The sequence below is a fragment of the Streptomyces sp. R44 genome, from assembly GCF_041053105.1.
In the GTDB taxonomy this organism is placed as follows: domain Bacteria; phylum Actinomycetota; class Actinomycetes; order Streptomycetales; family Streptomycetaceae; genus Streptomyces.
In genome coordinates, this window is the sequence record NZ_CP163444.1 from 7,082,004 (window position 1) to 7,102,406 (window position 20,403).

22 protein-coding genes and 1 riboswitch are annotated in these 20,403 nt (G+C 72.7%); of the genes, 14 read left to right on the top strand and 8 right to left on the bottom strand.

The window, feature by feature from the left end; genetic code table 11:
- The 4 genes from hpnH to AB5J54_RS33140 all read left to right on the top strand — a co-directional run bounded on the left by hpnH (nt 1) and on the right by AB5J54_RS33140 (nt 3,302).
- Nucleotides 1-1,026 (top strand): adenosyl-hopene transferase HpnH, encoded by a 1,026-nt coding sequence (hpnH, locus tag AB5J54_RS33125; protein ID WP_093873154.1) that lies wholly within the window; start codon nt 1-3, stop codon nt 1,024-1,026.
- Complete coding sequence (locus AB5J54_RS33130) at nt 1,023-2,408, top strand: aspartate aminotransferase family protein (RefSeq protein WP_369147596.1); 1,386 nt, start codon at nt 1,023-1,025, stop codon at nt 2,406-2,408. Before hpnH ends, AB5J54_RS33130 begins: the two co-directional genes overlap by 4 nt.
- A 75-nt stretch (nt 2,409-2,483) precedes the next feature.
- The gene (locus AB5J54_RS33135) at nt 2,484-3,113 is read left to right on the top strand and encodes a helix-turn-helix domain-containing protein (protein WP_369147597.1); all 630 of its coding nucleotides are present in this window, start codon (nt 2,484-2,486) and stop codon (nt 3,111-3,113) included.
- A 33-nt stretch (nt 3,114-3,146) separates the two neighbouring features.
- The gene (locus AB5J54_RS33140) at nt 3,147-3,302 is read left to right on the top strand and encodes a DUF6126 family protein (protein ID WP_189803391.1); all 156 of its coding nucleotides are present in this window, start codon (nt 3,147-3,149) and stop codon (nt 3,300-3,302) included.
- A gap of 6 nt (nt 3,303-3,308) precedes the next feature.
- On the opposite strand, the gene AB5J54_RS33145 is transcribed toward AB5J54_RS33140, so the two are convergent.
- Nucleotides 3,309-4,130, bottom strand: a complete 822-nt coding sequence (locus AB5J54_RS33145; protein ID WP_369147598.1) for a tyrosine-protein phosphatase — start codon at nt 4,128-4,130, stop codon at nt 3,309-3,311.
- 356 nt (nt 4,131-4,486) lie between these two features.
- A riboswitch (cyclic di-AMP (ydaO/yuaA leader) is annotated at nt 4,487-4,659 on the top strand.
- Between the two features lie 4 nt (nt 4,660-4,663).
- Between AB5J54_RS33145 and AB5J54_RS33150 the strand changes: the two genes are divergently transcribed.
- Complete coding sequence (locus AB5J54_RS33150; protein WP_369147599.1) at nt 4,664-5,605, top strand: peptidoglycan DD-metalloendopeptidase family protein; 942 nt, start codon at nt 4,664-4,666, stop codon at nt 5,603-5,605.
- A gap of 163 nt (nt 5,606-5,768) precedes the next feature.
- Complete coding sequence (locus AB5J54_RS33155; RefSeq protein ID WP_369147600.1) at nt 5,769-6,563, top strand: SGNH/GDSL hydrolase family protein; 795 nt, start codon at nt 5,769-5,771, stop codon at nt 6,561-6,563.
- On the opposite strand, the gene AB5J54_RS33160 is transcribed toward AB5J54_RS33155, so the two are convergent.
- From AB5J54_RS33160 to AB5J54_RS33180, 5 genes are read right to left on the bottom strand one after another with little or no spacing between them, the layout of a single operon-like run.
- Complete coding sequence (locus AB5J54_RS33160) at nt 6,550-7,413, bottom strand: STM4011 family radical SAM protein (RefSeq protein WP_369147601.1); 864 nt, start codon at nt 7,411-7,413, stop codon at nt 6,550-6,552. The two genes, AB5J54_RS33155 and AB5J54_RS33160, sit on opposite strands and share 14 nt — an antisense overlap.
- A 9-nt stretch (nt 7,414-7,422) precedes the next feature.
- Nucleotides 7,423-8,754 carry an STM4012 family radical SAM protein gene (locus AB5J54_RS33165; protein WP_369147602.1) on the bottom strand — a complete coding sequence of 444 codons (1,332 nt, stop codon included), beginning with the start codon at nt 8,752-8,754 and terminating at the stop codon, nt 7,423-7,425.
- Nucleotides 8,751-9,572, bottom strand: a complete 822-nt coding sequence (locus AB5J54_RS33170) for an STM4013/SEN3800 family hydrolase (protein WP_369149541.1) — start codon at nt 9,570-9,572, stop codon at nt 8,751-8,753. The genes AB5J54_RS33165 and AB5J54_RS33170 overlap by 4 nt, the downstream gene beginning before the upstream one ends.
- Before the next feature lie 11 nt (nt 9,573-9,583).
- Nucleotides 9,584-10,777, bottom strand: a complete 1,194-nt coding sequence (locus tag AB5J54_RS33175; protein WP_369147603.1) for an STM4014 family protein — start codon at nt 10,775-10,777, stop codon at nt 9,584-9,586.
- Nucleotides 10,774-11,733 (bottom strand): STM4015 family protein, encoded by a 960-nt coding sequence (locus tag AB5J54_RS33180; RefSeq protein ID WP_369147604.1) that lies wholly within the window; start codon nt 11,731-11,733, stop codon nt 10,774-10,776. The genes AB5J54_RS33175 and AB5J54_RS33180 overlap by 4 nt, the downstream gene beginning before the upstream one ends.
- Nucleotides 11,734-11,899: 166 nt before the next feature.
- Between AB5J54_RS33180 and AB5J54_RS33185 the strand changes: the two genes are divergently transcribed.
- The 3 genes from AB5J54_RS33185 (at nt 11,900) to AB5J54_RS33195 (ending at nt 14,172) form a co-directional block, all read left to right on the top strand.
- Entirely contained in the window at nt 11,900-12,226 is a 327-nt protein-coding gene (locus tag AB5J54_RS33185) for a hypothetical protein (protein ID WP_369147605.1), read from the top strand.
- A gap of 41 nt (nt 12,227-12,267) precedes the next feature.
- The gene (locus AB5J54_RS33190; RefSeq protein WP_369147606.1) at nt 12,268-13,269 is read left to right on the top strand and encodes a DUF6745 domain-containing protein; all 1,002 of its coding nucleotides are present in this window, start codon (nt 12,268-12,270) and stop codon (nt 13,267-13,269) included.
- Between the two features lie 123 nt (nt 13,270-13,392).
- Nucleotides 13,393-14,172: an SIMPL domain-containing protein gene (locus AB5J54_RS33195; protein WP_369147607.1), complete on the top strand. Its 780-nt coding sequence runs from the start codon at nt 13,393-13,395 to the stop codon at nt 14,170-14,172.
- Between the two features lie 32 nt (nt 14,173-14,204).
- Here the strand turns inward: AB5J54_RS33195 and AB5J54_RS33200 are convergent, their stop codons facing one another.
- On the bottom strand, nt 14,205-14,918 hold the full coding sequence (locus AB5J54_RS33200) for a TetR/AcrR family transcriptional regulator (protein WP_369147608.1): 714 nt from the start codon (nt 14,916-14,918) through the stop codon (nt 14,205-14,207).
- A 176-nt stretch (nt 14,919-15,094) separates the two neighbouring features.
- On the opposite strand from AB5J54_RS33200, the gene AB5J54_RS33205 reads away from it, so the two are divergent.
- The gene (locus AB5J54_RS33205; RefSeq protein ID WP_369147609.1) at nt 15,095-16,297 is read left to right on the top strand and encodes an MBL fold metallo-hydrolase; all 1,203 of its coding nucleotides are present in this window, start codon (nt 15,095-15,097) and stop codon (nt 16,295-16,297) included.
- Between the two features lie 45 nt (nt 16,298-16,342).
- Here AB5J54_RS33205 and AB5J54_RS33210 read toward each other — a convergent pair whose 3' ends face one another.
- A complete protein-coding gene (locus tag AB5J54_RS33210; RefSeq protein WP_369147610.1) occupies nt 16,343-16,615 on the bottom strand; it encodes a hypothetical protein in 273 nt (90 codons plus the stop codon).
- 444 nt (nt 16,616-17,059) lie between these two features.
- Here AB5J54_RS33210 and AB5J54_RS33215 point away from each other — a divergent pair, with 444 nt between their 5' ends.
- The 4 genes from AB5J54_RS33215 (at nt 17,060) to AB5J54_RS33230 (ending at nt 20,365) form a co-directional block, all read left to right on the top strand.
- Entirely contained in the window at nt 17,060-17,722 is a 663-nt protein-coding gene (locus AB5J54_RS33215; protein WP_369147611.1) for a hydrolase, read from the top strand.
- A gap of 5 nt (nt 17,723-17,727) precedes the next feature.
- On the top strand, nt 17,728-18,249 hold the full coding sequence (locus AB5J54_RS33220; protein WP_369147612.1) for a DoxX family membrane protein: 522 nt from the start codon (nt 17,728-17,730) through the stop codon (nt 18,247-18,249).
- A gap of 95 nt (nt 18,250-18,344) precedes the next feature.
- Nucleotides 18,345-18,926 (top strand): Dps family protein, encoded by a 582-nt coding sequence (locus AB5J54_RS33225; protein WP_369147613.1) that lies wholly within the window; start codon nt 18,345-18,347, stop codon nt 18,924-18,926.
- On the top strand, nt 18,926-20,365 hold the full coding sequence (locus AB5J54_RS33230; protein WP_369147614.1) for an NAD(P)/FAD-dependent oxidoreductase: 1,440 nt from the start codon (nt 18,926-18,928) through the stop codon (nt 20,363-20,365). Before AB5J54_RS33225 ends, AB5J54_RS33230 begins: the two co-directional genes overlap by 1 nt.
- Nucleotides 20,366-20,403 lie beyond the last annotated feature (38 nt).

Below are 20,403 nucleotides of genomic sequence, written 5' to 3' on the forward strand. Positions count from 1 at the left end.
ATGGCCATGCCGCTCCGTCAGTCCATCCGGGTCGGGACCTACCTCTTCGAACAGAAGCTCCGCAAGCGGGACAAGTTCCCGCTGATCGTCGAGCTGGAGCCGCTCTACGCCTGCAACCTCAAGTGCGAGGGTTGCGGAAAGATCCAGCACCCGGCGGGTGTCCTCAAGCAGCGCATGCCGGTCGCCCAGGCGGTCGGCGCGGTCCTGGAGTCCGGCGCCCCCATGGTCTCCATCGCGGGCGGCGAGCCCCTGATGCACCCTCAGATCGACGAGATCGTGCGCCAGTTGGTGGCCCGGCGGAAGTACGTCTTCCTCTGCACCAACGCCCTGCTGCTGCGCAAGAAGCTGGAGAAGTTCACCCCCTCCCCGTACTTCGCCTTCGCCGTCCACATCGACGGGCTGCGCGAGCGGCACGACGAGTCCGTCGCCAAGGAGGGCGTGTTCGACGAGGCGGTGGCGGCCATCAAGGAGGCCAAGCGGCGCGGCTTCCGGGTCACCACCAATTCGACCTTCTTCAACACCGACACCCCGCAGACCATCATCGAGGTGCTCAATTTCCTCAACGACGACCTCCAGGTCGACGAAATGATGATCTCGCCCGCCTACGCCTATGAGAAGGCTCCCGACCAGGAGCACTTCCTCGGCGTCGAGCAGACCCGCGAACTCTTCAAGAAGGCCTTCGCCGGCGGCAACCGGCGCCGCTGGCGCCTCAACCACTCGCCGCTCTTCCTGGATTTCCTGGAAGGAAAGGCGGACTTCCCCTGCACCGCCTGGGCCATTCCCAACTACTCGCTCTTCGGCTGGCAGCGCCCCTGCTATCTGATGAGCGACGGATACGTCCCCACGTACCGCGAACTCGTCGAGGACACCGACTGGGACAAGTACGGCCGGGGCAAGGACCCGCGCTGCGCCAACTGCATGGCGCACTGCGGCTACGAGCCCACCGCCGTCCTCGCCACCATGGGTTCCCTCAAGGAGTCCCTGCGCGCGATCCGTGAGACGGTCTCCGGGAACACCACGTCATGACCGGCGGGTTCGACCTGCGGGCGCTGCTCTCCGAGCGCGGCGCGGAGCGGTACGAGCTGCACGCCAAGTACCTCAACCACCAGCTGCCCCGCATGCTGCACACCATCGGCTTCGACAAGGTCTACGAGCGGGCCGAGGGCGCCCACTTCTGGGACGCCGACGGCGTCGACCACCTCGACATGCTCGCCGGTTTCGGCGTGATGGGCCTCGGACGGCACCACCCCGTCGTCCGCAAGGCCCTCCACGACGTCCTGGACGCCCAGCTCGCCGACCTCACCCGCTTCGACTGCCAGCCGCTGCCGGGACTCCTCGCCGAGCGGCTGCTCGCCCACAGCCCGCACCTCGACCGGGTCTTCTTCGGCAACAGCGGCACCGAGGCCGTGGAGACCGCCCTCAAGTTCGCCCGGTACGCCACCGGGCGGCCGAGGGTCCTCTACTGCCACCACGCCTTCCACGGGCTCACCACCGGCTCCCTCTCCGTCAACGGCGAGCAGGGCTTCCGGGAGGGCTTCGACCCGCTCCTGCCGGACACGGCGATCCCGCTGGGTGATCTCGGGGCGCTGGAGCGGGAGCTGCGGAAGGGCGACGTGGCCGCCTTCGTCGTCGAGCCCATCCAGGGCAAGGGCGTCCACGAGGCACCGCCGGGCTTCCTCAGGGGTGCCCAGGAGCTGCTTCACCGGCACGGCGCGCTGCTCATCGCGGACGAGGTGCAGACGGGCCTCGGCAGGACCGGCGACTTCTACGCCTACCAGCACGAGGAGGGCGTCGAGCCGGACCTGGTCTGCGTCGCCAAGGCGCTCTCCGGCGGCTATGTGCCGGTCGGCGCCACCCTCGGCAAGGACTGGATCTTCAAGAAGGTCTACTCGTCGATGGACCGGGTCCTGGTCCACTCGGCCAGCTTCGGATCGAACGCGCAGGCCATGGCCGCCGGGCTCGCCGTCCTCTCGGTCATGGAGGACGAGGGCACCGTCGCCCACGCGCGCCGGATCGGCGAGCTGCTGTCGGGCCGGCTGAAGGAGCTCGTACCCCGGTACGAGCTGCTGCACGAGATCCGCGGGCGCGGCCTGATGATCGGGATCGAGTTCGGGCGGCCCTCCTCGCTCGGGCTGCGCGGGCGCTGGACGATGCTCCAGGCGGCCCGCAAGGGCCTCTTCGCCCAGATGGTCGTCGTCCCGCTGCTCCAGCGGCACCGGATCCTCACGCAGGTCTCCGGGGACCACCTGGAGGTGATCAAGCTGATCCCGCCGCTGATCATCGACGAGGGCGACGTGGACCGGTTCGTCACCGCCTTCACGGCGGTCATGGACGACGCCCACGGCGGCGGCGGGCTGATGTGGGACTTCGGGAAGACGCTGGTCAAGCAGGCGGTCGCGCAGCGCTGACCGGATCTCGCTGAAGGGTTTTGCCTCTGAGGCAAGAAACTTGCCTCAGAGGCATGATCCTGGCGGAATGGACGCATGGACCACGTCCCCGGGGACACCTCCCCGGACCCCGTCACCCCCGACGTCCTGCCCGAGGTCGCCCCCCAGCTGCGGGCCCTGCGCCGCCGCCGGGGACTCACCCTGGAGGCCGCCGCCCAGCGGGCCGGTCTCTCGCCGGCCCACCTCTCGCGCCTGGAGACCGGCAACCGGCAGCCCTCGCTGCCGATGCTGCTCGTCCTGTCCCGTATCTACGGTACGACGGTCTCCGAGCTCCTGGGCGAGACGCCCCCCGAACGCGACCCCGTCGTCCGGGCCGGCCGCTCCGAGCCCGTCGAGGCCGACGGCTGGATCTACCGCCAGGCGGGCGGTGCCGGGCGCGCCCTCCAGTGCCTGCGGGTCCACGTGCCGTACGCCACCCGGGCGGACATCGTGCGCGTCCACCCCGGCGAGGAGTGGATCCACGTCCTGGAGGGGCGGGTGCGGCTCGCGCTCGGCGAGGCCGTCCATGTGCTCGATCCCGGGGACAGCGCGCACTTCGACTCGCTCACCCCGCACCGGATCGGCGCCGCCACACCCGGCGGGGCCGAGCTGCTCTTCGTCCACACCCTGATGCAGAGCCCCGCCGCCGAGCTGTGCCTCGGCGACGGGACCCCGCATCGGCGCTGATGCTCCATGACGATTCTTCAGGAAAGGACCGATATGTCCGAGAAGTCCGTACCGGTCACCGGCGAGGAGCGCGGTGAAGGCAAGTTCCCCAAGGGGCTCGTGCTCCGTCTCTTCGCCTATCTGATCGCCGGCCACCTCTTCGCCGGTTTCCTCTACCTGCTCTTCATGCTGGGCGGGCAGAACCAGTAGCCGTGGCTACGCCTCGGTGAGGAACCGCTCCCGCAGCCGCTCGCGGGTCTCCGGGGCCAGCTTCAGGCCCTCGGAGAGATAGGCGTCCACCGATCCCCAGGTCGTCTCGATCGTGTCGAACGCGGCCCGCAGATACTCCACCCGCGCGTCGAAGAGCGGGCTGAGCAGCTCCATCACCTCGGGCGACATCGCGTCCGGGGAGGTGGAGCTGCGGCGCAGGTTGTAGCGGCGGTGCGGGGCGTTCGACTTCACGTAGTCGGCCTCGATGGCCTCCCGCTCGACCCCGACCGCGAGCAGGGTGATCGCGATGGCGACCCCGGCCCGGTCCTTGCCGGCCGCGCAGTGCAGCAGGGCCGGGACGCTCTCCTCGGCCATGGAGTGCAGAAGCCGGCTGTGCTCCGCGGTCCGCTCCAGCACGTTCCTGCGGTACGAATCGGACATCCGGGCGGCCGCCTTGCCGTCGCCGAGGATCTCCCGCAGCTGCGTGATCTCGCCCTCGCGCACCAGTCGCCAGAACTCCTTGCCGTCGGCCGGGTCGCTGAACGGTATGTTCACGTTCCGCACGCCGGGCAGCTCGACGTCCGTGCCCTCGTACTTCCGGTCCGCCTCGTTCCGGAAGTCGAAGACGGTGTGCAGGCCCAGCGAGGCGAGGAAGGCGGCGTCGTCCTCCGTCGCGTGCGCGAGGTGGCCGCTGCGGAAGAGGCGGCCGGCGCGGACGGCGCGCCCGTCCGTCGTCGGCAGGCCACCCACGTCCCGGAAGTTGCGGACCTCCGTCAGCTCGGGCTCGTCGGCTTCGGCGGGCGGGACCTGCGGCAGCTGCTGCGTCACGGCTGCTCCTGTTCTGTAGATCGGTTCCTGGGGCAATCATCTCGGGTGGGGGCCGGAACACGCACCCCCTCGGACGGGAATGGGTGATCTGTCCGTATTGAGGTGTTCGGGGTAACCCGCCCCGGTTGCAGGGGAGATGGGGATCGGCGCGTGAGCAGCGTCATAACCGTGACGGACCGTGCCTGATCGTCTTTTCCAAATACCCCCCGGGAAAAGGAGATCGAGGGGCCGTCATCCACGGAGGGTGACCGGATATCAGGCCGGATATCACGCGATTCGCGAGCACTTGAAAATCGTGGCTTGTTCACGCCGACCCCCCTCGTCTAGCGTCGCGCTCACTCCGGTCGGACCGCCGAATCCTGCCACCGCCCGGAATCCGCACTCACCCGTACAAGGCAGGAGCGGGGGACCCAGGTAAGTACGCCGATCCCTCGAAGAAGGACGGCTCGGGGTGAAGTCGCGTGAGAACGCGGCCGGACATCTCCAGTCCGAACCCGACAGCTCACCTCGCAGGCGACGGAGAGGAATTCGCCATGCCCGCGAAGGGTAAGCACCGCCGCCCCAAGGTCAACCGCCTGACCCGTGGCATCGCCGCCGCCGGCACCGGCGGCGCCGTCGTCGCCCTCCCGCTCCTCGGAGCCACCGGCGCCCACGCCGCCGAGCAGGCCGCCCCGGCCGCCGCTCCCGTCCACGCCGTCGCCCAGACGAAGGCCGCGCCCGCCGTCCAGGCGAAGGCCGCGCCGAAGACGTACTCCGTCGTCCGAGGCGACTACCTGTCGAAGATCGCCGCCGAGCACCACCTCGTCGGCGGCTGGCAGAAGCTCTACCAGGACAACCGCCAGGTCATCGGCGAGAACCCCTCGCTGATCCTGCCCGGCATGAAGCTCACCCTCGGCGCCAAGGGCACCGGGAAGGCCCACCCGAAGGCCACGCACAAGAGCACGCAGAGCGCCGGCAAGAACGGCGACACCCAGCGCGCCTCCCGCGGCAGCGAGCGCTCCTCGGCCCCGGCCGCCGCGACCACCTCCTCCTCTTCGTCGTCCTCCTCGTCGGCCGGCACGACCTCCTCCTCCGGCTGGGTCGCCCCGGTCAGCGGCGGCATCAGCACCCCGTACCGCGCCGCGGGCTCCATGTGGTCCTCCGGCTACCACACCGGTGTCGACTTCATCGCCTCCACCGGCACCACCGTCGTCGCGGTCGGCCCCGGCACCGTCTACTCCGCCGGCGACGGCGGCGCGTACGGCAACCAGGTCGTCATCCAGCACGCCGACGGCACCTTCTCGCAGTACGCCCACCTCTCCTCGATCTCCGTCTCCGCCGGCCAGACCGTCACCGGCGGCGAGCAGATCGGCCTCTCCGGCGCGACCGGCAACGTGACCGGCCCGCACCTGCACTTCGAGATGCGCACCGGGCCGGAGTACGGCTCCGACATCGACCCGCTGGCCGCGCTGCGGTCGCACGGCGTGAGCATCTGACCCCACGTCAACATGCCCTCGTCATCAGGGAGCCCGGCACGTACGTGCCGGGCTTCCGGCGTATTCCGGCTTGGCGGAATCTTTATCGGTGGCATATGTCACCCGGCGTCAACCCCTCCTTACGGTCGCGTAGGTCACACCCGAAGGGGAAAAATGTGCTCCCGTGGCAGACGATTCGAGATCAACAGACAAGAACGCATTCGGGTCGTACGCGGCGATCGGTGACAGCTTCACCGAGGGCGTCGGAGACCCCGGGCCCGACGGGACGTACGTCGGCTGGGCGGACCGCTTCGCGGTCCTGCTCGCCGACCAGCTGCCGGAGCACGACGACTTCCGCTACGCCAACCTGGCCGTACGCGGGCGCCTTCTCGACCAGATCGTGGCGGAACAGGTCCCCCGGGCGAAGGAACTCGCCCCCGACCTGGTGACCTTCTGCGCAGGCGGCAACGACATCATCCGCCCCGGGACGGACCCCGACGAGGTGGCCGAGCGCTTCGAGCGCGCCGTCGCCGACCTCACCTCCGCCGTCGGCACCGTCATGGTGACCACCGGCTTCGACACCCGTGACGTGACCCTGCTCAAGCACCTGCGCGGCAAGATCGCCACGTACAACGGACACGTCCGGGCCATCGCGGACCGCTACGACTGCCCGGTCCTCGACCTGTGGTCGCTGAAGTCCGTCCAGGACCGCCGTGCCTGGGACGACGACCGGCTGCACCTCTCGCCCGAGGGACACACCCGCGTCGCCCTGCGCGCCGCCCAGGTCCTCGGCATGCCGGTGCCCGCCGACCCCGACCAGCCCTGGCCGCCGGTCCCGCCGCGCGGCACGCTCGAGGTGCGCCGCGACGACATCCACTGGGCCAGGGAGTACCTGGTGCCGTGGATCGGGCGCCGGCTGCGCGGCGAGAGCTCCGGCGACCACGTCGAGGCCAAGCGCCCCGACCTCATGCCCCTGTAGCGGACGGTACGGCGGCGGGGATCCGCTCCAGGACCCCGCCGGCGAACACGTCGTACAGCGGCAGCGTCTCCAGGTGGACGTAGCCGATGTGGCAGTCGCAGACGGCGAGGGGGCAGGCGCGGGGACGCAGGGCGGCACGGTACGAGCCGTCGTACAGGTTCCCCAGCTCGGCCCTGACGAAGTGGCAGCGCCGCACCGTCCCCTCGCCGTCCACCGAGATCACCGATTCACCGGTGCGGCAGGGCAGCCCCGCCGAGCGGTGCGGATGCCGGCTGTACGGGAACAGCGGGTCGAGCTCCGTCCAGCCCTCGGCCTCCGCGTCGGTGTACGTGTGGCCCTCGGCCGCGTTCACCCAGAGGTAGACGTGCGGCGGCAGCGCCGCCCGCAGCCGGCGGGCCTCCTCCCGGTGCTCCGGAAGACCGACCACCCCGACGCTGTAGCGGACGTTCCGCCGGGTGAGCTCCCGGCACTTCGTGAGGAACCGCTCGTACGGAGTCTGCCCCGGGTGGTACGTGCACCAGAGCGCCACGCTCTCCGGGTCCGCCTCGGCCAGCCACTCCGTCCGGCAGCTCAGATTGGTCTGGATCGCCACCCGCTCCACCTGGGGGAGCCGCGACAGCTCGACCAGCGCCCGCCGGTACCAGGAGCGGACCAGGCCCTCGCCCCACGGGGTGAAGAGGATCCGCAGCCGGTCCCCGGTCTGCGCCGCGGCCCAGCCGGTGAACCGTTCCAGCGCCGCCCGGTCCGCGCGCAGCTGCTCCCGGCTGTCCCGGCGCTTGGCGAAGGGACAGTACGGGCAGTCGAAATCGCAGGAGGAGAGCGGGCCCCGGTAGAGCAGGGTGAGATCCACGGCCGCCCCCTACTTCGCTTCGTACGCGGCCATCGCGGCCGCCACGGAGGGGGAGAACAGCTCGGGGCCGAGCCCGTCCGAGTGCGCGAGCCCCTCGGGCGAAAGCCGCAGCAGCCCCGCCGGGGCGTCCGCCAGCCAGCCGTACTCCGCGAACCGGGCGAGCTCCGGGCCGAAGTCCGCGAACGGCGAGGACCCGAACCGCTCCTCGTACCCGGCGACCGGCATGCCCTCGGCCTGGAGCAGCGACTGGAGGAGATGACGGCGACGGGCCTCGTCCCCGTCCACCGCCCGGCCCACCTCCGCGCGGGAGAAGTCCTCCGTCTCCGTGTACGCGTCGATGATCGAGCGGATCTCCCGCATGTCGACGGCGTAGTCGAAGGAGTAGTGCAGGGCCGAGGTGTACGAGCGGGCGCCGCAGCCCAGGCCGATCATGCCGTCCGTCTGGCAGGCGTAGTCGTCCGGGCCCGCGGGAGCGGCGTCCACGCGGCGGAACATCCGCATCGACACCTGCTCGTAGCCGTGGGCGAGGAGATGGTCCCGGCCGTACCGGTAGAGGCGTAGCCGCCGCTCGTCCCACTCCCGGTCGGCGGCCGCCGGATCCTGGAGCCGGCCGAGACCGGTCAGCGGGCGCACGTACAGCGGATAGAGGTACAGCTCCTCGGGCTTCCAGGCGAGGGCCGCGTCGAGCGAGACCCGCCAGGACCGCTCCGTCTGACCGTCGATCCCGTAGATCAGGTCGATGTTGAGCACGGGCACGCCGGTGTCACGGATCCGGCCGAGCGCCGCCTCGACGTCCGCGCGGTGCTGCGGCCGGACGGCGGCCCTCGCCTCGGCCTCCACGAAGCTCTGCACGCCGATGCTGAGCCGGGTCGCGCCCCGGTCCGCGAGGAGCGCGAGCCGGTCGGCGGTCGCGGTCGCCGGCGAGGTCTCCACGGAGAGCGGCACCGCGCGCAGGTCCACGCCCATCCGCTTCTCGGCGATGTCGCAGAGCCGCTCCAGCTCGGCGGCGGTGAGGAAGGTGGGCGTGCCGCCGCCGAACGCGGCCGTGGCGAACCGCACCGGTGCCGCGTCGCCGAGGGCCTCGCGGACGGCGGTCGCCTGGCGGTCGAGGGCGTCGAGGTAGCGGGTGGTCAGCTCGTCCGGGGCGCCGATCCGGGTGAAGAGGTTGCAGAAGCCGCAGCGGACCTCGCAGAACGGTATGTGCGCGTAGAGCGAGAGCGCGTCCTTCGGCTCGGCGGCCCAGAGGGCGGCGAGCCCGGGGGGCTCGGGGAGCGCGCGGTAGGCCGTCTTGTGCGGGTAGGCGTAGACGTAGCTGCGGTACGGGCGGGGGGTCGGGCTCATGCGGCTTCACCGTCCTCGGGGCCGGGCAGGACGAACTGTGCGTACGGCACGGTCCACACGACGTCGTGGCCGAGCCGGTGGCCGGTGAAGCCGTCCTCGCCGTACGCGGTGCCGTGGTCGGAGCAGACGATCGCGAAACAGGGGCGGCGGCTGCTCATCGCGGCGAAGAGCCGCCCGATGTGCCGGTCGACGTACTCCAGGGCGGCCGCGTGGGTCTCCCGGGAGTCGCCGGCCTCGCGGGTCGCCCCCGGCAGATGGAACCAGTTGGGCTGGTGCAGCGCCGACACGTTGACGAAGAGGAAGAGGCGCTCCTCCCGGGGGAGGCCGGCGACGACCTCCTCGGCGCGTGCGACCTGGGACTCGAAGGAGGACGGGGAGGCGACGCCGAAGGAGGGCTCCCAGTGGCTCTCGCGGAACAGGCCGGGGAGTACCGAGCCGAGGGGTGGCTGCTTGTTGAAGAAGCCGACCCCGCCGACGCAGACCGTCCGGTAGCCCTCCCGCGCGAGGGCGGAGACGAAGTCGGGGGTGTCGTGGACCCATGTGCCGTCGGCGGTCGACTCGCTGCCCGCGAAGCGGGCCGCGAACAGCCGGGGGTGCGGCCCCTGCGACGCGGGGGTCGGCAGGAAACCGGCGAAGATCGCCTGGTGGGAGGCGTACGTGAAGCTCCCGGGCGCGTGCCGCCGCTCCCAGACGCCGCCGGGCAGATGCCGGGCCAGGTTCGGGATGCGGCCCTCGGCCGCGAGCTCCGCCGCCACGTCGTACCGGAGGGTGTCGAGGGTGACCAGGAGCAGATCGTGGCTGCCGACGATCGCGTTCATGTCGGGCTGGTTCACGTGGTGCTCGTTCCTGTGGTGCTGGTACCTGTGGTGCTGGTTTCGTAGGGGTGCGGAAACTGCGCCGCGACCTGGGCACCGTACGTGTCGAGCCCCTCGGCTCCGCTGCCGGGCAGGCCCGTGAGGCCGGGCAGCAGATCGCCGAAGGCGTTCACCTCGCCCACCGCGAACCGGCGCCAGCCGCTCGCGGGCAGCAGATCGACGCCCACGCACCGGGTGCCGGGGAAGGCGGCGGCGGCCCGCTCGCACACCCCGAGGGCGTCCGCCCAGCGGCCGCCGGCCGCGGCGATCGCCGTGCGCGCGGCGGCCAGATCGCCCCGGGTGCCGCCCAGGTGCAGATTGGTCATGGGGGAGCGGCTGGTGCGGAGCACGGCATGGGTGGCGCGCCCGTCGACCACCACCACCCGCAGATCGGCGGCCCGGCCGTCCTGCGTGGCCTTCGGCAGCCAGCGCTCCACGTGCAGACCGTCGGGGGCGAGGGCGTCCACGATCGCGGCGACCTCCCGCTCGCTCGTGTAGCGCCGTACCCGCAGGGAGTTGAAGAGCCGTCCGTCGGCTGCGCGCTCCACCGAGGTGGTGGCCTGGACGCGGCCCGCGCCGTTCGTCTCCAGCGCGAGGACCCCCGAGGCGGAGGAGCCGTGCGCGAGCTTCACGAACACCCGGCGCATACCGCTCTCGGCGGTCAGCGTCCTGACGTCCGCCCAGCCGCGCACCACCGGGGCGCCGGGTCCCGACGTCGGCGACTCGGGCACCGGGACACCGGCCGTCCTTAGCCGGCCGTGGCTCAGCCGCTTGTCGAACAGGACCGCGAGCTCGGCGGGGTCGTCGACGAGGACGGCGCCCGCCTCGGCGACGGAGCGGGCGAGGTCCGCCACGGCGGCGGTGAACCGCCCGTACCAGCGGCCGGTGCCCTCGACCCGGGCCGGATCGTCGACCCCGCGCAGCAGCCGGTCCGCCTCCGGATCCTCGCCGGGGGAATCCAGCCGCACGGTCTCGCCCGCTTCGAACCGCGCCCGGCCCCGGAGCACGTCCGGCCACGTCACCGCCCGCGCCTCGGGCAGCCCGGCGGTCCGCAGCGCGTCCTGGAAGAACGCGACGCGGCGGCCCGCCGGATCGCCGACGACGACGAGGCGCGACCTTCGGCGGTCCGTCGGGTCGCCGACGGCCACGGGGCGCGGGCCGGAGGTCATTCGGCGACCGCGACGTAGCGCCAGACGTCCCCGTCGCCGTCGTCCTCCGCCACCTGCGCGTCGGCGAGGTCGACCGTCACCCCGTGCGGGACGAGCGCGGCGCGGACGCGCTCGCACATGGCCTCCGACAGGTAGTGGTGCGAGAGGTCGAGGTGGGCGAGATGGGTCAGCGGCTGCCCGTCGAGGAGGGCCGCCGCGCCCTCGTCGGTGAGCACGCCCATGGAGAGGTCGAGCCGCTCGATCCGGGCGACGACGGGCGCGCCCGCGACAGCGGCTGCCACGGCGTCCTGGATCACGCTGTCGCACAGGCCCAGGTCGCGCAGGGCGGGGAACGCCGTGCCGGCGAGCAGCGGCGCCAGGTCGTCGGTGGTGCTGTCGCCGCCGTACTCGTCGGTGCCGAGCCAGAGTTCCAGCTTCTCCAGGGCGGGCAGGTCGCTGCCGACGATGCCGCGCACCACCTCGGCGCGCAGGCCGCCGGTCTGGACGACCAGGGTCCGCAGACCGGTGTGCCGGATCGACGGGAACGCCAGCTCCGAGCCACCGCGCACCCCGAACTCCGCCAGAGCCGGGTAGGCGGCGAGCAGCGGAGTCACGTCGGACTGGATGATCCAGGAGATCTCGCAGTCCTCGCCCGTCATGTCGCCGAGGAACACCGCCTCCAGGGCCGACAGCCGGTTGTTGGCGCCGATCAGCGCGGTGACGATGTCGGCGGACGAGTTCTCGTAGGCCTCGTCCCAGCCGCCGACGACCAGCGCGCGCACCCGCCCCGGGTCGACCGTCTTCAGGAACCGCTCGAACTGCTGCCCCCACAGCTCGTCGCCGGGATCGGAGTACGTCGGGGCGGAGATCCGCCAGGCGACCGTGTCCGTCGCGGGCAGCTCGACCTGTGCGTCCGCGCCCGGGAAGTCGAACACGGGCAGGCCGTGGAATTCCTGCAGGTGGGTGCCAACGGTCATGACGGTGCTCCAGACAACGGTCGGGGTGGGTCGGCTGATGGAGAGAGTTCTACCAAGCCGCACCGACAACGCCCTTCGCCGGGTGGTGTCCGGACCGATTGTCAGTGCCGGGCCCTAGCGTCGTTCTCGTGTTCGGCCGCACGTGCCGGACGGGGAGGGGAGAGCCATGTACCGGCAGGGAGACGTGCTGATCGCGCCCGTCGCGGAGACCGCGGTTCCGGAGCGGGCCAAGGCGGCGGCGGGGGAACCGAGGGACGCCCGGGGGCGCCTGCTCCTCGCCCTCGGCGAGGTCACCGGGCACGCCCACGCGATCCCCGGCCCCGGCCGGCTCGTGCGCGAACCGGGACCATTGGGCCCGCTCCTGCTCGAACTGCCCGAGGGCGGGCGGGTGGTGCACGAGGAGCACGCGCCGATACCGCTGCCCAAGGGCTGGTACCGGGTCGTGCGGCAGCGGGAGTACGTGCCGGGGGCGTACCGGATCGTGGCGGACTGATGTCCGCCGGAGAGAAGCGAAGGGCAATGGGGGAGAACGAGATGAACCGCACCACCGCCGCGGACACATGGCCGGCCGTCGCCGCCGCCACCGGGCCCGCCGACCGCGCCGCCGCCGAGGCCGGCGTCCGGTTCGCCTACCGCTCGGCGGCCCTCGTCCCTCCGGAGCGCGTGCTCTGGGCGGACTCGCCGCTCGCCGCCGTCACGCTCGTACGGGGCCTGGCGGACCGGGGGCGTTCGGTACGGGACGAGGTGCGCACCCGGCCGTGGGCCGAGGAGCGCCGCCGCCTCCACGACGCGCTCGGCCCGGCCGGCTGGGCAGCACACTGGCAGGCGACCGGAGCCCAGCTCTGGGACCTGACGCGGAGCCTCGCGGACCGGATACGGGCGGGAGTGACGGAAGCGGCGGGCGCCGACGCGGCCGACGTGCGGCTGCTGCTCCTCGACGCCGTCCTCGGGCAGCACGACGCGGCCTGGCTCGCCGCCTTCGACGGACACGGCGTACGGCTCGCGGGACTCGTCACCGCCGCCGAGCACGCGGGCTGGTGGTGGCCCTACGAGAACGCCGTCGTGATCTGCGAGCGGCCCGTCGAGCTCCACCGGGACGAGGCCGGCCGCCTCGACCGGGGCGACGGCCCCGCGCTCGCCTTCCCGGACGGGTTCGCCCTCCATGCCTGGCGGGGCATGCCGGTGCCCGCCGAGTTCCTCGCCGGCCTCGCCGGACTCGCCCCCGAGCGGATACGCGAGGAGGAGAACGCCGAACTGCGGCGGGTGATGCTGGAGTACTACGGCTACGACCGCTACCTCGCCGCCTCCGGCGCCCGGCACGAGCACAGCGACGAGACGGGCGTCCTCTGGCGGATCGAACTCGCCGACGACGAGGACGTGGTGATGGTCGAGGTCGTCAACTCCACGCCCGAACCGGACGGCACCCACCGGACGTACTGGCTGCGGGTGCCGCCCACGACCCGGACCGCGCGGGAGGGCGTCGCCTGGACCTTCGGGCTCCGGCCCGAGGAGTACGAGCCGCTCGTCCAGACCTAGGGCACGGTTGGTGCGGAGAGGTGAAGGGAGCCGCCGGTCAGGAGTGGCGCGCGGGAGGCGGCGGCGCCGGGTGCTGGGATGTGCCCGCCGGAGCCCCGGCACCCACCCCCGAAGGGACCGCCTGTGAGATTCCGCCGGCCCAGCGCCGCCCGCACCGCCCGTCTGCTCGCCGCCACCGCCGTGCTCGGCGGCCTCCTCGCCGGCACCGCGGCCCCCGCCCTGGCCGCCGCGCCCGGTCGGACCGCCCTCCGTGCCGCCCCGGACCCGGCCACGACCCCAACCACTGCCACCGTCACCGTCACGGGCAACGGGCGCGCGTCCGCCGCGCCCGACCTGGCGATCCTGTCCGTCGGGGTCGAGGCCAGCCGCCCGACGGCGAAGGAGGCGATGTCGGCGCAGACCACCGCCGCCGAGGCGCTCCTCGACGTCCTGCACAAGCAGGGGATCGCCGACCGGGACATCCGGACCGACAACCTCTCGCTGGCCCCGGTCTACACCCAGAACACCGCCGGGGACAGCAAGGTGACCGGTTATCAGGCGGGGCAGTCCTTCTCGGTGAAGGTCCGCGACCTCGACAGGACCGGCCAGGTCATCGGCGCCGTCAACGAGGCCACCGGCAACGCGGGCCGGGTCAACGGTGTCGTCTTCGACGTCGCCGACCCCTCGGCGCTGCGGGCGAAGGCCCGGGAGGCCGCCTACCGGGACGCGTACGACAAGGCCTCGCAGCACGCCCAGCTGAGCGGCCACCGGCTCGGCCGGCTGGTCTCCCTCAGCGAGGGGGAGTCGGTCCGCCCGGGACCGGGCGCGGCCCCCACGATGCCGGTGGACGAACCGACGGTGCCGCTGGCTCCGGGCGAGATCGAGGAGCAGGTCACGGTCTCGGCGGTCTACGAACTGATCTGACGGGCCCGCGCGCCGACCGCGGGCCGGTCGGATCAGACCGGCGACTCGCCACCGGCCCCGGCCGCCGGGTTCTCGGTGGTTCCCGTCTCGCCGGCCCCGGCCGCCGGGTTCTCGCCGTTTCCCGCCTCCCCGGCCTCCGCCATCGCGGCCTCGGCCGGGAGGGCCAGTTCCCGGGTGAGGGCCTCGTCCGCCCAGCGGAGCAGGGCGGCGCGGGAGAGGGCACCGGCGTAGGCCGTCGTCTGTACGGCGAGGCCGTCGAGGAAGGCGGTGAGCCGCCAGGCGGCCGCGGCCGGATCCGGGCAGCGGAACTCCCCGGCGGCCGCCCCCTCCTCGATCACCCGGGCCAGAGCCGCCTTCCACTCCAGGTCGAGGGAGGCGGCGACCCGGCGCAGCTCGGGGTCGCGCAGCGAGGCCGCCCAGCCCTCGATCCACAGCCGCCAGCCCTTGGCCTGGCCGGTGGGGGCGTACCAGCGGACGGCGGCCCGCAGCCGCCGCACCGCCGTGGAGCGGCGTCCGAGCAGCTGCCGCAGCCGGGCGAGGTCGGCCTCGGCGGCGTGCGCGAAGGCCGCGGCGACCAGCTGTTCCTTCGACGAGAAGTGGTAGAGCACGAGCGCGTTGCTCACCCCGAGCGCGGCGGCCACGTCGGAGATCCGGACGGCCGCGACACCGCGCGCCTCGATCTGCTCGACTGCGGCCCTCAGCAGTTCGTCCCGCCGCTCGGCCACGCTCAACCGCACTCTCGCCACGCTCTGCAGCCTACACAGCACATGACAAGAGCATGATCATCAAAGGTCACGGCGCGTGTCGGGTTCACCACCGGCCGCAGTGCCGTACTGAACGGGCTTTCAGCATGGCCGACCGCCCGGCCGTCTCCGTCCCGGGCCGCCCATAATGGAACGACCCCCAGAGATCAGGAGGTCCTGTGACCGGTACCGGCTCCGACCGTTCGCCGCGGGCCCGGCTGCGCGCGCTGCGCCCCGAGTCCTTCGGCGCGGAACCCACGGGCGAGCGCCTCGCCCGGATCCGCCGCTCGCCGAACTTCGCGGACGGGATCTTCCAGAACCCCGAACCGGCGCGACGCGGCCCCTCCGGGTCCAGCATCGAGTTCGCCAAGATCTACTTCGAGAAGGAGGGACGTGCGCGCCGAGCCCCCACCGGCGCGATCCCCGTCCACCCCACCACCCTGGCCGACCTGGCCCGGCCGCCGGCCACCGGTCTGCGCCTGACCTGGATGGGACACTCCGGCGTCCTCGCGGAGATCGACGGCCACCGGGTCCTCTTCGACCCGGTCTGGGGCGACCGCTGCTCCCCGTTCCCCTTCGCGGGCCCCAAGCGGCTCCACCCCGTACCCGTGCCGCTGGCCGAGCTCGGCCCGGTCGACGTGGTCGTGATCTCGCACGACCACTACGACCACCTCGACCTGCCGACGATCAAGGCGCTGGCCGGCACGGACACGATCTTCGCGGTGCCGCTCGGCGTCGGCGCGCACCTGGAGCACTGGGGCGTGCCCGCGTCCCGGCTGCGCGAGCTGGACTGGAACGAGTCCACCGAGATCGGCGACCTGCGGCTCACGGCGACACCGGCCCGGCACTTCTGCGGGCGGGGCCTGCGCAACAAGCAGCACACGCTCTGGGCGTCCTGGGTCGTGCGGGGACCGGCCCACCGGATCTTCCACAGCGGCGACACCGGCTACTTCTCCGGCTTCAAGGACATCGGCGCCGCCCATGGCCCCTTCGACGCCACCATGATCCAGATCGGTGCCTACTCGGAGTTCTGGACGGACATCCACATGACGCCCGCCGAGGGCGTCCAGACCCACCTCGACCTCCAGGGAGGCGCTCCGGGCGGGGTGCTGCTGCCGATCCACTGGGGCACGTTCAGCCTGGCTCCGCACGCGTGGGCGGAACCGGGTGAGTGGACGAGGGACGCGGCCGAGGAGGCCGGCCAGGCGGTGGCCTTCCCCCACCCCGGCGAGCCGTTCGAACCCGCGGGGAAGCTGCCCGGGGAGTCGTGGTGGCGCGGAGTGTCGCTCCCGATCCCGAGCCCGTGGCGCAGCCCCAGGGGCGTCGAGGTAGCGACCGAGGAGACCCGCAGCGACGCCCTGGACCTCGCGGGCGACCGCTGAGGCCTGGCGGGACCTGACGCACCTGGATCGCTGTGCCGGTGCGCGTCAGGTCCCGTCCGCGACCGTGAGATGGTGACGGAGCTCGTCGGCCAGAAGCGCCGCGTCCCCGCGGGCAGGCAGGCGCCAGTCCGCCTCGATGCCCCGCTCCACGGCCGGCTCGCTGCTGAAGCGGACGCGGTCGGGAGCGGGCAGGTGGCCGTCGCGCAGCCAGAGGAGAAAGCGGGCCGCCTCACCGGCCGTGGCGTCGGTCAGCATCAGGCAGTCCCGTCCGTGGACGGCGGCGGTCCCGTCGTACTCGGTGCCGTCGCCGGTCGCCACCCAGAACGAGAGGTACGGCTCTCCCGGACCTGGTACCGGACCTCGGTGAACGATTCCCGCAGGGCTTCGCCCAGGCCGGCGAGGTCGAGGGCCCAGGCATGCGGTTCCCGTTCCGGGGCGTAGAACAGGAAAGTGGTCCGGTGGTCGTCGTCATGCGCCATCCCGTGTGTCCTTCCTGAGGCGGCATCACTTCCCGTACCGGAAGCCGTCGGAGCGGGCACGGAAGGGCTTTCGCGTCGAGCTCCCGTGCCCCCTCGTGGTCGGGGCCGAGCCTACGAGACCGGTCGGCCGGGCGTGACGTTCGTGCGGGGCGGGGTGTGCGCTGTCGTGCCAACTCCTGGGCACGGGGAGGAAAGTCGGTCGGGCCGGATGGTCCTAGTTTTCGGGTGTGCCGGGCCGCGAGGTGCGGACGGCACCGTACCGACCGCTCCGAAAGGACCCCTCATGTTCGACATCGCCCAGGTGCAGGCCGCCCCGAGCAAGGACCTCCTGACGCCCGACAACTCGGTCATGCTCTTCGTGGACCACCAGCCGCAGATGTTCTTCGGCACGGGCAGCGGCGACCGTGCCGCGATCATCAACAGCACCGTGGGTCTCGCCAAGGCGGCCCAGGCGTTCGACGTGCCGGCCGTTCTGACCACGGTGGCCGCCGAGTCGTTCTCGGGGCCCCTGCTGCCGCAGCTCGCCGAGGTGTTCCCCAAGCACGAGGTCATCGACCGCACGACCATGAACGCCTGGGAGGACGAGGCGCTCGTGGCGGCGGTCAAGGCGACCGGTCGCAAGAAGATCATCCTGTCGGGTCTGTGGACCGAGGTCTGCCTGGTGCTGCCCGCGCTCTCCGCCCTTGAGCAGGGTTACGAGGTGTACGTGGTCTCCGACGCCTCCGGCGGCGTCAGCCCGGCCGCCCACGAGCACGCGCTCCAGCGGATGATCGCCGCCGGCGCGGTGCCGGTGACCTGGGTGCAGGTGCTCCTGGAGCTGCAGCGCGACTGGGCGCGCCAGGAGACGTACGGCGACGTCATGGAGATCGTCAAGGCCCACGCGGGCGCGTACGGCCTGGGTGTCGTGTACGCGCAGAGCGTCATCGGCGCGCACGCGGCGGGCTGACCTCCTTGGACACCGGCATTCTGATCCTGCGTCTGCTGGTGGGCCTGCTCGTCGCCGGCCACGGGGTGCAGAAGATCAGCTCGCATCTCGGCGGCAGGGGACTGCGGGGCGGCACGGAGGAGTTCCGCGCCGACGGCTTCCGGGGCGGAGCCCTCACCGCCCTGGCGGCGGGCGGCGGCCAGATCGGATCCGGTCTGCTGCTCGCCACCGGCCTCCTGACCCCGCTCGCCGCGACCGGGGCCATCGGGGTCATGACGGTCGCCCTCACCGTGAAGTGGCACAACGGCCTCTGGGTGCAGAACGACGGCTACGAGTACCCGCTCGTCCTCATCGGCACCGCCGCCGCCCTCGCCGCCACCGGACCCGGCGCCTGGTCCCTCGACGCGGCCCTCGGCCTCACCCCGTACCCCCTGTGGTGGGCCGCCCTCGCGCTCGTCGCCGGTCTCGGCAGCGGGCTCCTCACCCGGCTCGTCCTGCACCGGACCGCCCCTGCGGCTCCGCGGACCGCCACGCCCGGCGCGCACTGACCGCTCGCCGCGCAGCCGGGTCCGGTCGTCGTCCACGCCCCGCCCGTGCCGACGGCCGGACCCTCTCCCCCTTCCCCTCCGACCAGGAGTCGTCGATGGACACCACCACCGCACCCCCGCTCGGCGGCGGCCAGCCGCTGCTGCACCAGAAGGGCGCCGAGACCCAGGCGTTCGGCACGCTCAAGCAGCTGCCGATCGGCCTCGGCCACGACACCCGCATGTACGCGTGCCAGCGGCTCAACCGCGTACTCGCCGACACACAGATCCTGTACTCCCTCTACAAGAAGCACCACTGGCTGATGCGCGGGGCGACCTTCTACTCGCTCCACCTCATGCTGGACAAGCACGCGGAGGCCCAACTGGCCATCGTGGACGCGCTGGCCGAGCGGATCCAGAGCCTCGGCGGCGTCGCCGTCGGAGACCCGCGCCACGTCGCGGAGCTGACGTCGATCCCGCGGCCGCCGGACGGCGTGGAGCCGGTTCCCGTCATGCTGTCGCGGCTCCTCGACGCGCACGAGCGGATCCTGATCGACGCCCGGGACGCCGCCGCCCGGCTCTCCGGGGAGGGCGACGAGGGCAGCACCGACCTGCTCGTCTCCGACGTCATCCGTACCGGCGAGGCGCAGGTGTGGTTCCTGGCCGAGCACCTCGTCGACACCCCTCTGGTACGCGGCTGATGGAGGACGCGTACGGGGACGCGTACGACGTGGTCGTCGTCGGCGGCGGACCCGGCGGTGAGGTCGTCGCCGACCGGGTCGTCCGGTCCGGGCTGACCGCCGTCGTCGTCGAGGCCGACGAGGTCGGCGGCGAGTGCTCCTACCGTGCCTGCGTGCCCAGCAAGGCCCTGCTGCGGCCCGCCGCCGCCCTGGAGGCCGCGCGGTCGGTCGACGGGGCACGCCAGGCGGTGACCGCGGCGCCCGACCCGGAGCGTGTCCTGGCCCGCCGCGACCGGTTCACCGGGCGCGGCGACGACTCCGGTCAGGCCGACTGGCTGCACGGCGCCGGCATCACCCTCGTACGAGGACACGGGCGGCTCGCCGGAGAGCGCCGCGTGGAGGTGACCGGGGCCGACGGCACGGTCCGCACCCTGCGGGCCCGGCTCGCGGTCGTCCTCGCCCCCGGCACGGAACCCGCGCTGCCGCCGGTCGACGGGCTCGACCGGATCGGTGTGTGGACCAACCGGCAGGCGACCACGGCCGGCGCGGTGCCCGGGCGGCTCGTCGTCATCGGCGGGGGAGTGGTGGCCTGCGAGATGGCCACCGCGTGGCGCTCGCTCGGCTCCTCCGTCACCCTGCTCGTCCGGGACCAGGCCCTGCTGACCGGCTGGGAGCCGTGCGCCGGCGAAGAGGTCACCCGGGGGCTCACCGGCCTGGGCGTCACGATCCGCTTCGGGGTCTCGGCCACCCGGGTCGCCCGCGACGCGACCACCCGCACCGTGACCGTGGAGACCGACGACGGCGCCACCCTCGTCTGCGACGAGCTCCTGGCCGCGGTGGGCCGTCGCCCGCGCACCGCCGGCCTCGGCCTGGAGACCGTCGGACTGCCGTCCGGTGACTGGCTCCCGGTCGACGACACCTGCCGCGTCACCGCCCTCGACGGCGACTGGCTCTACGCCGTCGGCGACGTCAACCACCGTGCGCCGCTGACCCACATGGCCAAGTACCAGGCCCGCGCCTGCGCGGCGGCGATCGCCGAGCGCGCCGCGGGCCGCCCCGCCGACACCGGCCGCCGCCAGGCCTGGAGTGCGGAGGCCGACCGCTTCGCCGTCCCGCAGGCCGTCTTCACCCAGCCCGAGATCGCGAGCGTCGGTCTCACCGAACGCGCGGCACGCGAAGCCGGAGTCGCCGTGCGCGCGGTGGAGTACCGCATCGACGACGTCGCCGGAGCCGCGCTGCACGCGGACGGCTACCGCGGCCACGCGAAGCTCGTCGTCGACGAGGCCCGGGGTGTCGTCGTCGGCTGCACACTCACCGGCCCGATGGCGACCGAACTGATCCACACGGCCACCGTCGCCATCGTCGGAGAAGTCCCGCTCGAACGGCTGTGGCACGCCGTCCCCGCCTTCCCGACGGTCAGCGAGGTCTGGCTGCGCCTCCTGGAGGCCTACGGCCTCTGAGCACCCATCAACCCCCGCCCCGCACCCCCTCCGAAGGA

Excerpts from the sequence above, each read along its gene's own strand:
- hpnH (WP_093873154.1), top strand. The coding sequence starts at position 1 with ATGGCCATGCCGCTCCGTCAGTCCATCCGGGTCGGGACCTACCTCTTC.
- AB5J54_RS33130 (WP_369147596.1), top strand. The coding sequence starts at position 1,023 with ATGACCGGCGGGTTCGACCTGCGGGCGCTGCTCTCCGAGCGCGGCGCG.
- AB5J54_RS33135 (WP_369147597.1), top strand. The coding sequence starts at position 2,484 with ATGGACCACGTCCCCGGGGACACCTCCCCGGACCCCGTCACCCCCGAC.
- AB5J54_RS33140 (WP_189803391.1), top strand. The coding sequence starts at position 3,147 with ATGTCCGAGAAGTCCGTACCGGTCACCGGCGAGGAGCGCGGTGAAGGC.
- AB5J54_RS33150 (WP_369147599.1), top strand. The coding sequence starts at position 4,664 with ATGCCCGCGAAGGGTAAGCACCGCCGCCCCAAGGTCAACCGCCTGACC.
- AB5J54_RS33165 (WP_369147602.1), bottom strand. The coding sequence starts at position 8,754 with ATGAGCCCGACCCCCCGCCCGTACCGCAGCTACGTCTACGCCTACCCG.
- AB5J54_RS33170 (WP_369149541.1), bottom strand. The coding sequence starts at position 9,572 with ATGAACGCGATCGTCGGCAGCCACGATCTGCTCCTGGTCACCCTCGAC.
- AB5J54_RS33175 (WP_369147603.1), bottom strand. The coding sequence starts at position 10,777 with ATGACCTCCGGCCCGCGCCCCGTGGCCGTCGGCGACCCGACGGACCGC.
- AB5J54_RS33180 (WP_369147604.1), bottom strand. The coding sequence starts at position 11,733 with ATGACCGTTGGCACCCACCTGCAGGAATTCCACGGCCTGCCCGTGTTC.
- AB5J54_RS33185 (WP_369147605.1), top strand. The coding sequence starts at position 11,900 with ATGTACCGGCAGGGAGACGTGCTGATCGCGCCCGTCGCGGAGACCGCG.
- AB5J54_RS33190 (WP_369147606.1), top strand. The coding sequence starts at position 12,268 with ATGAACCGCACCACCGCCGCGGACACATGGCCGGCCGTCGCCGCCGCC.
- AB5J54_RS33215 (WP_369147611.1), top strand. The coding sequence starts at position 17,060 with ATGTTCGACATCGCCCAGGTGCAGGCCGCCCCGAGCAAGGACCTCCTG.
- AB5J54_RS33225 (WP_369147613.1), top strand. The coding sequence starts at position 18,345 with ATGGACACCACCACCGCACCCCCGCTCGGCGGCGGCCAGCCGCTGCTG.
- AB5J54_RS33230 (WP_369147614.1), top strand. The coding sequence starts at position 18,926 with ATGGAGGACGCGTACGGGGACGCGTACGACGTGGTCGTCGTCGGCGGC.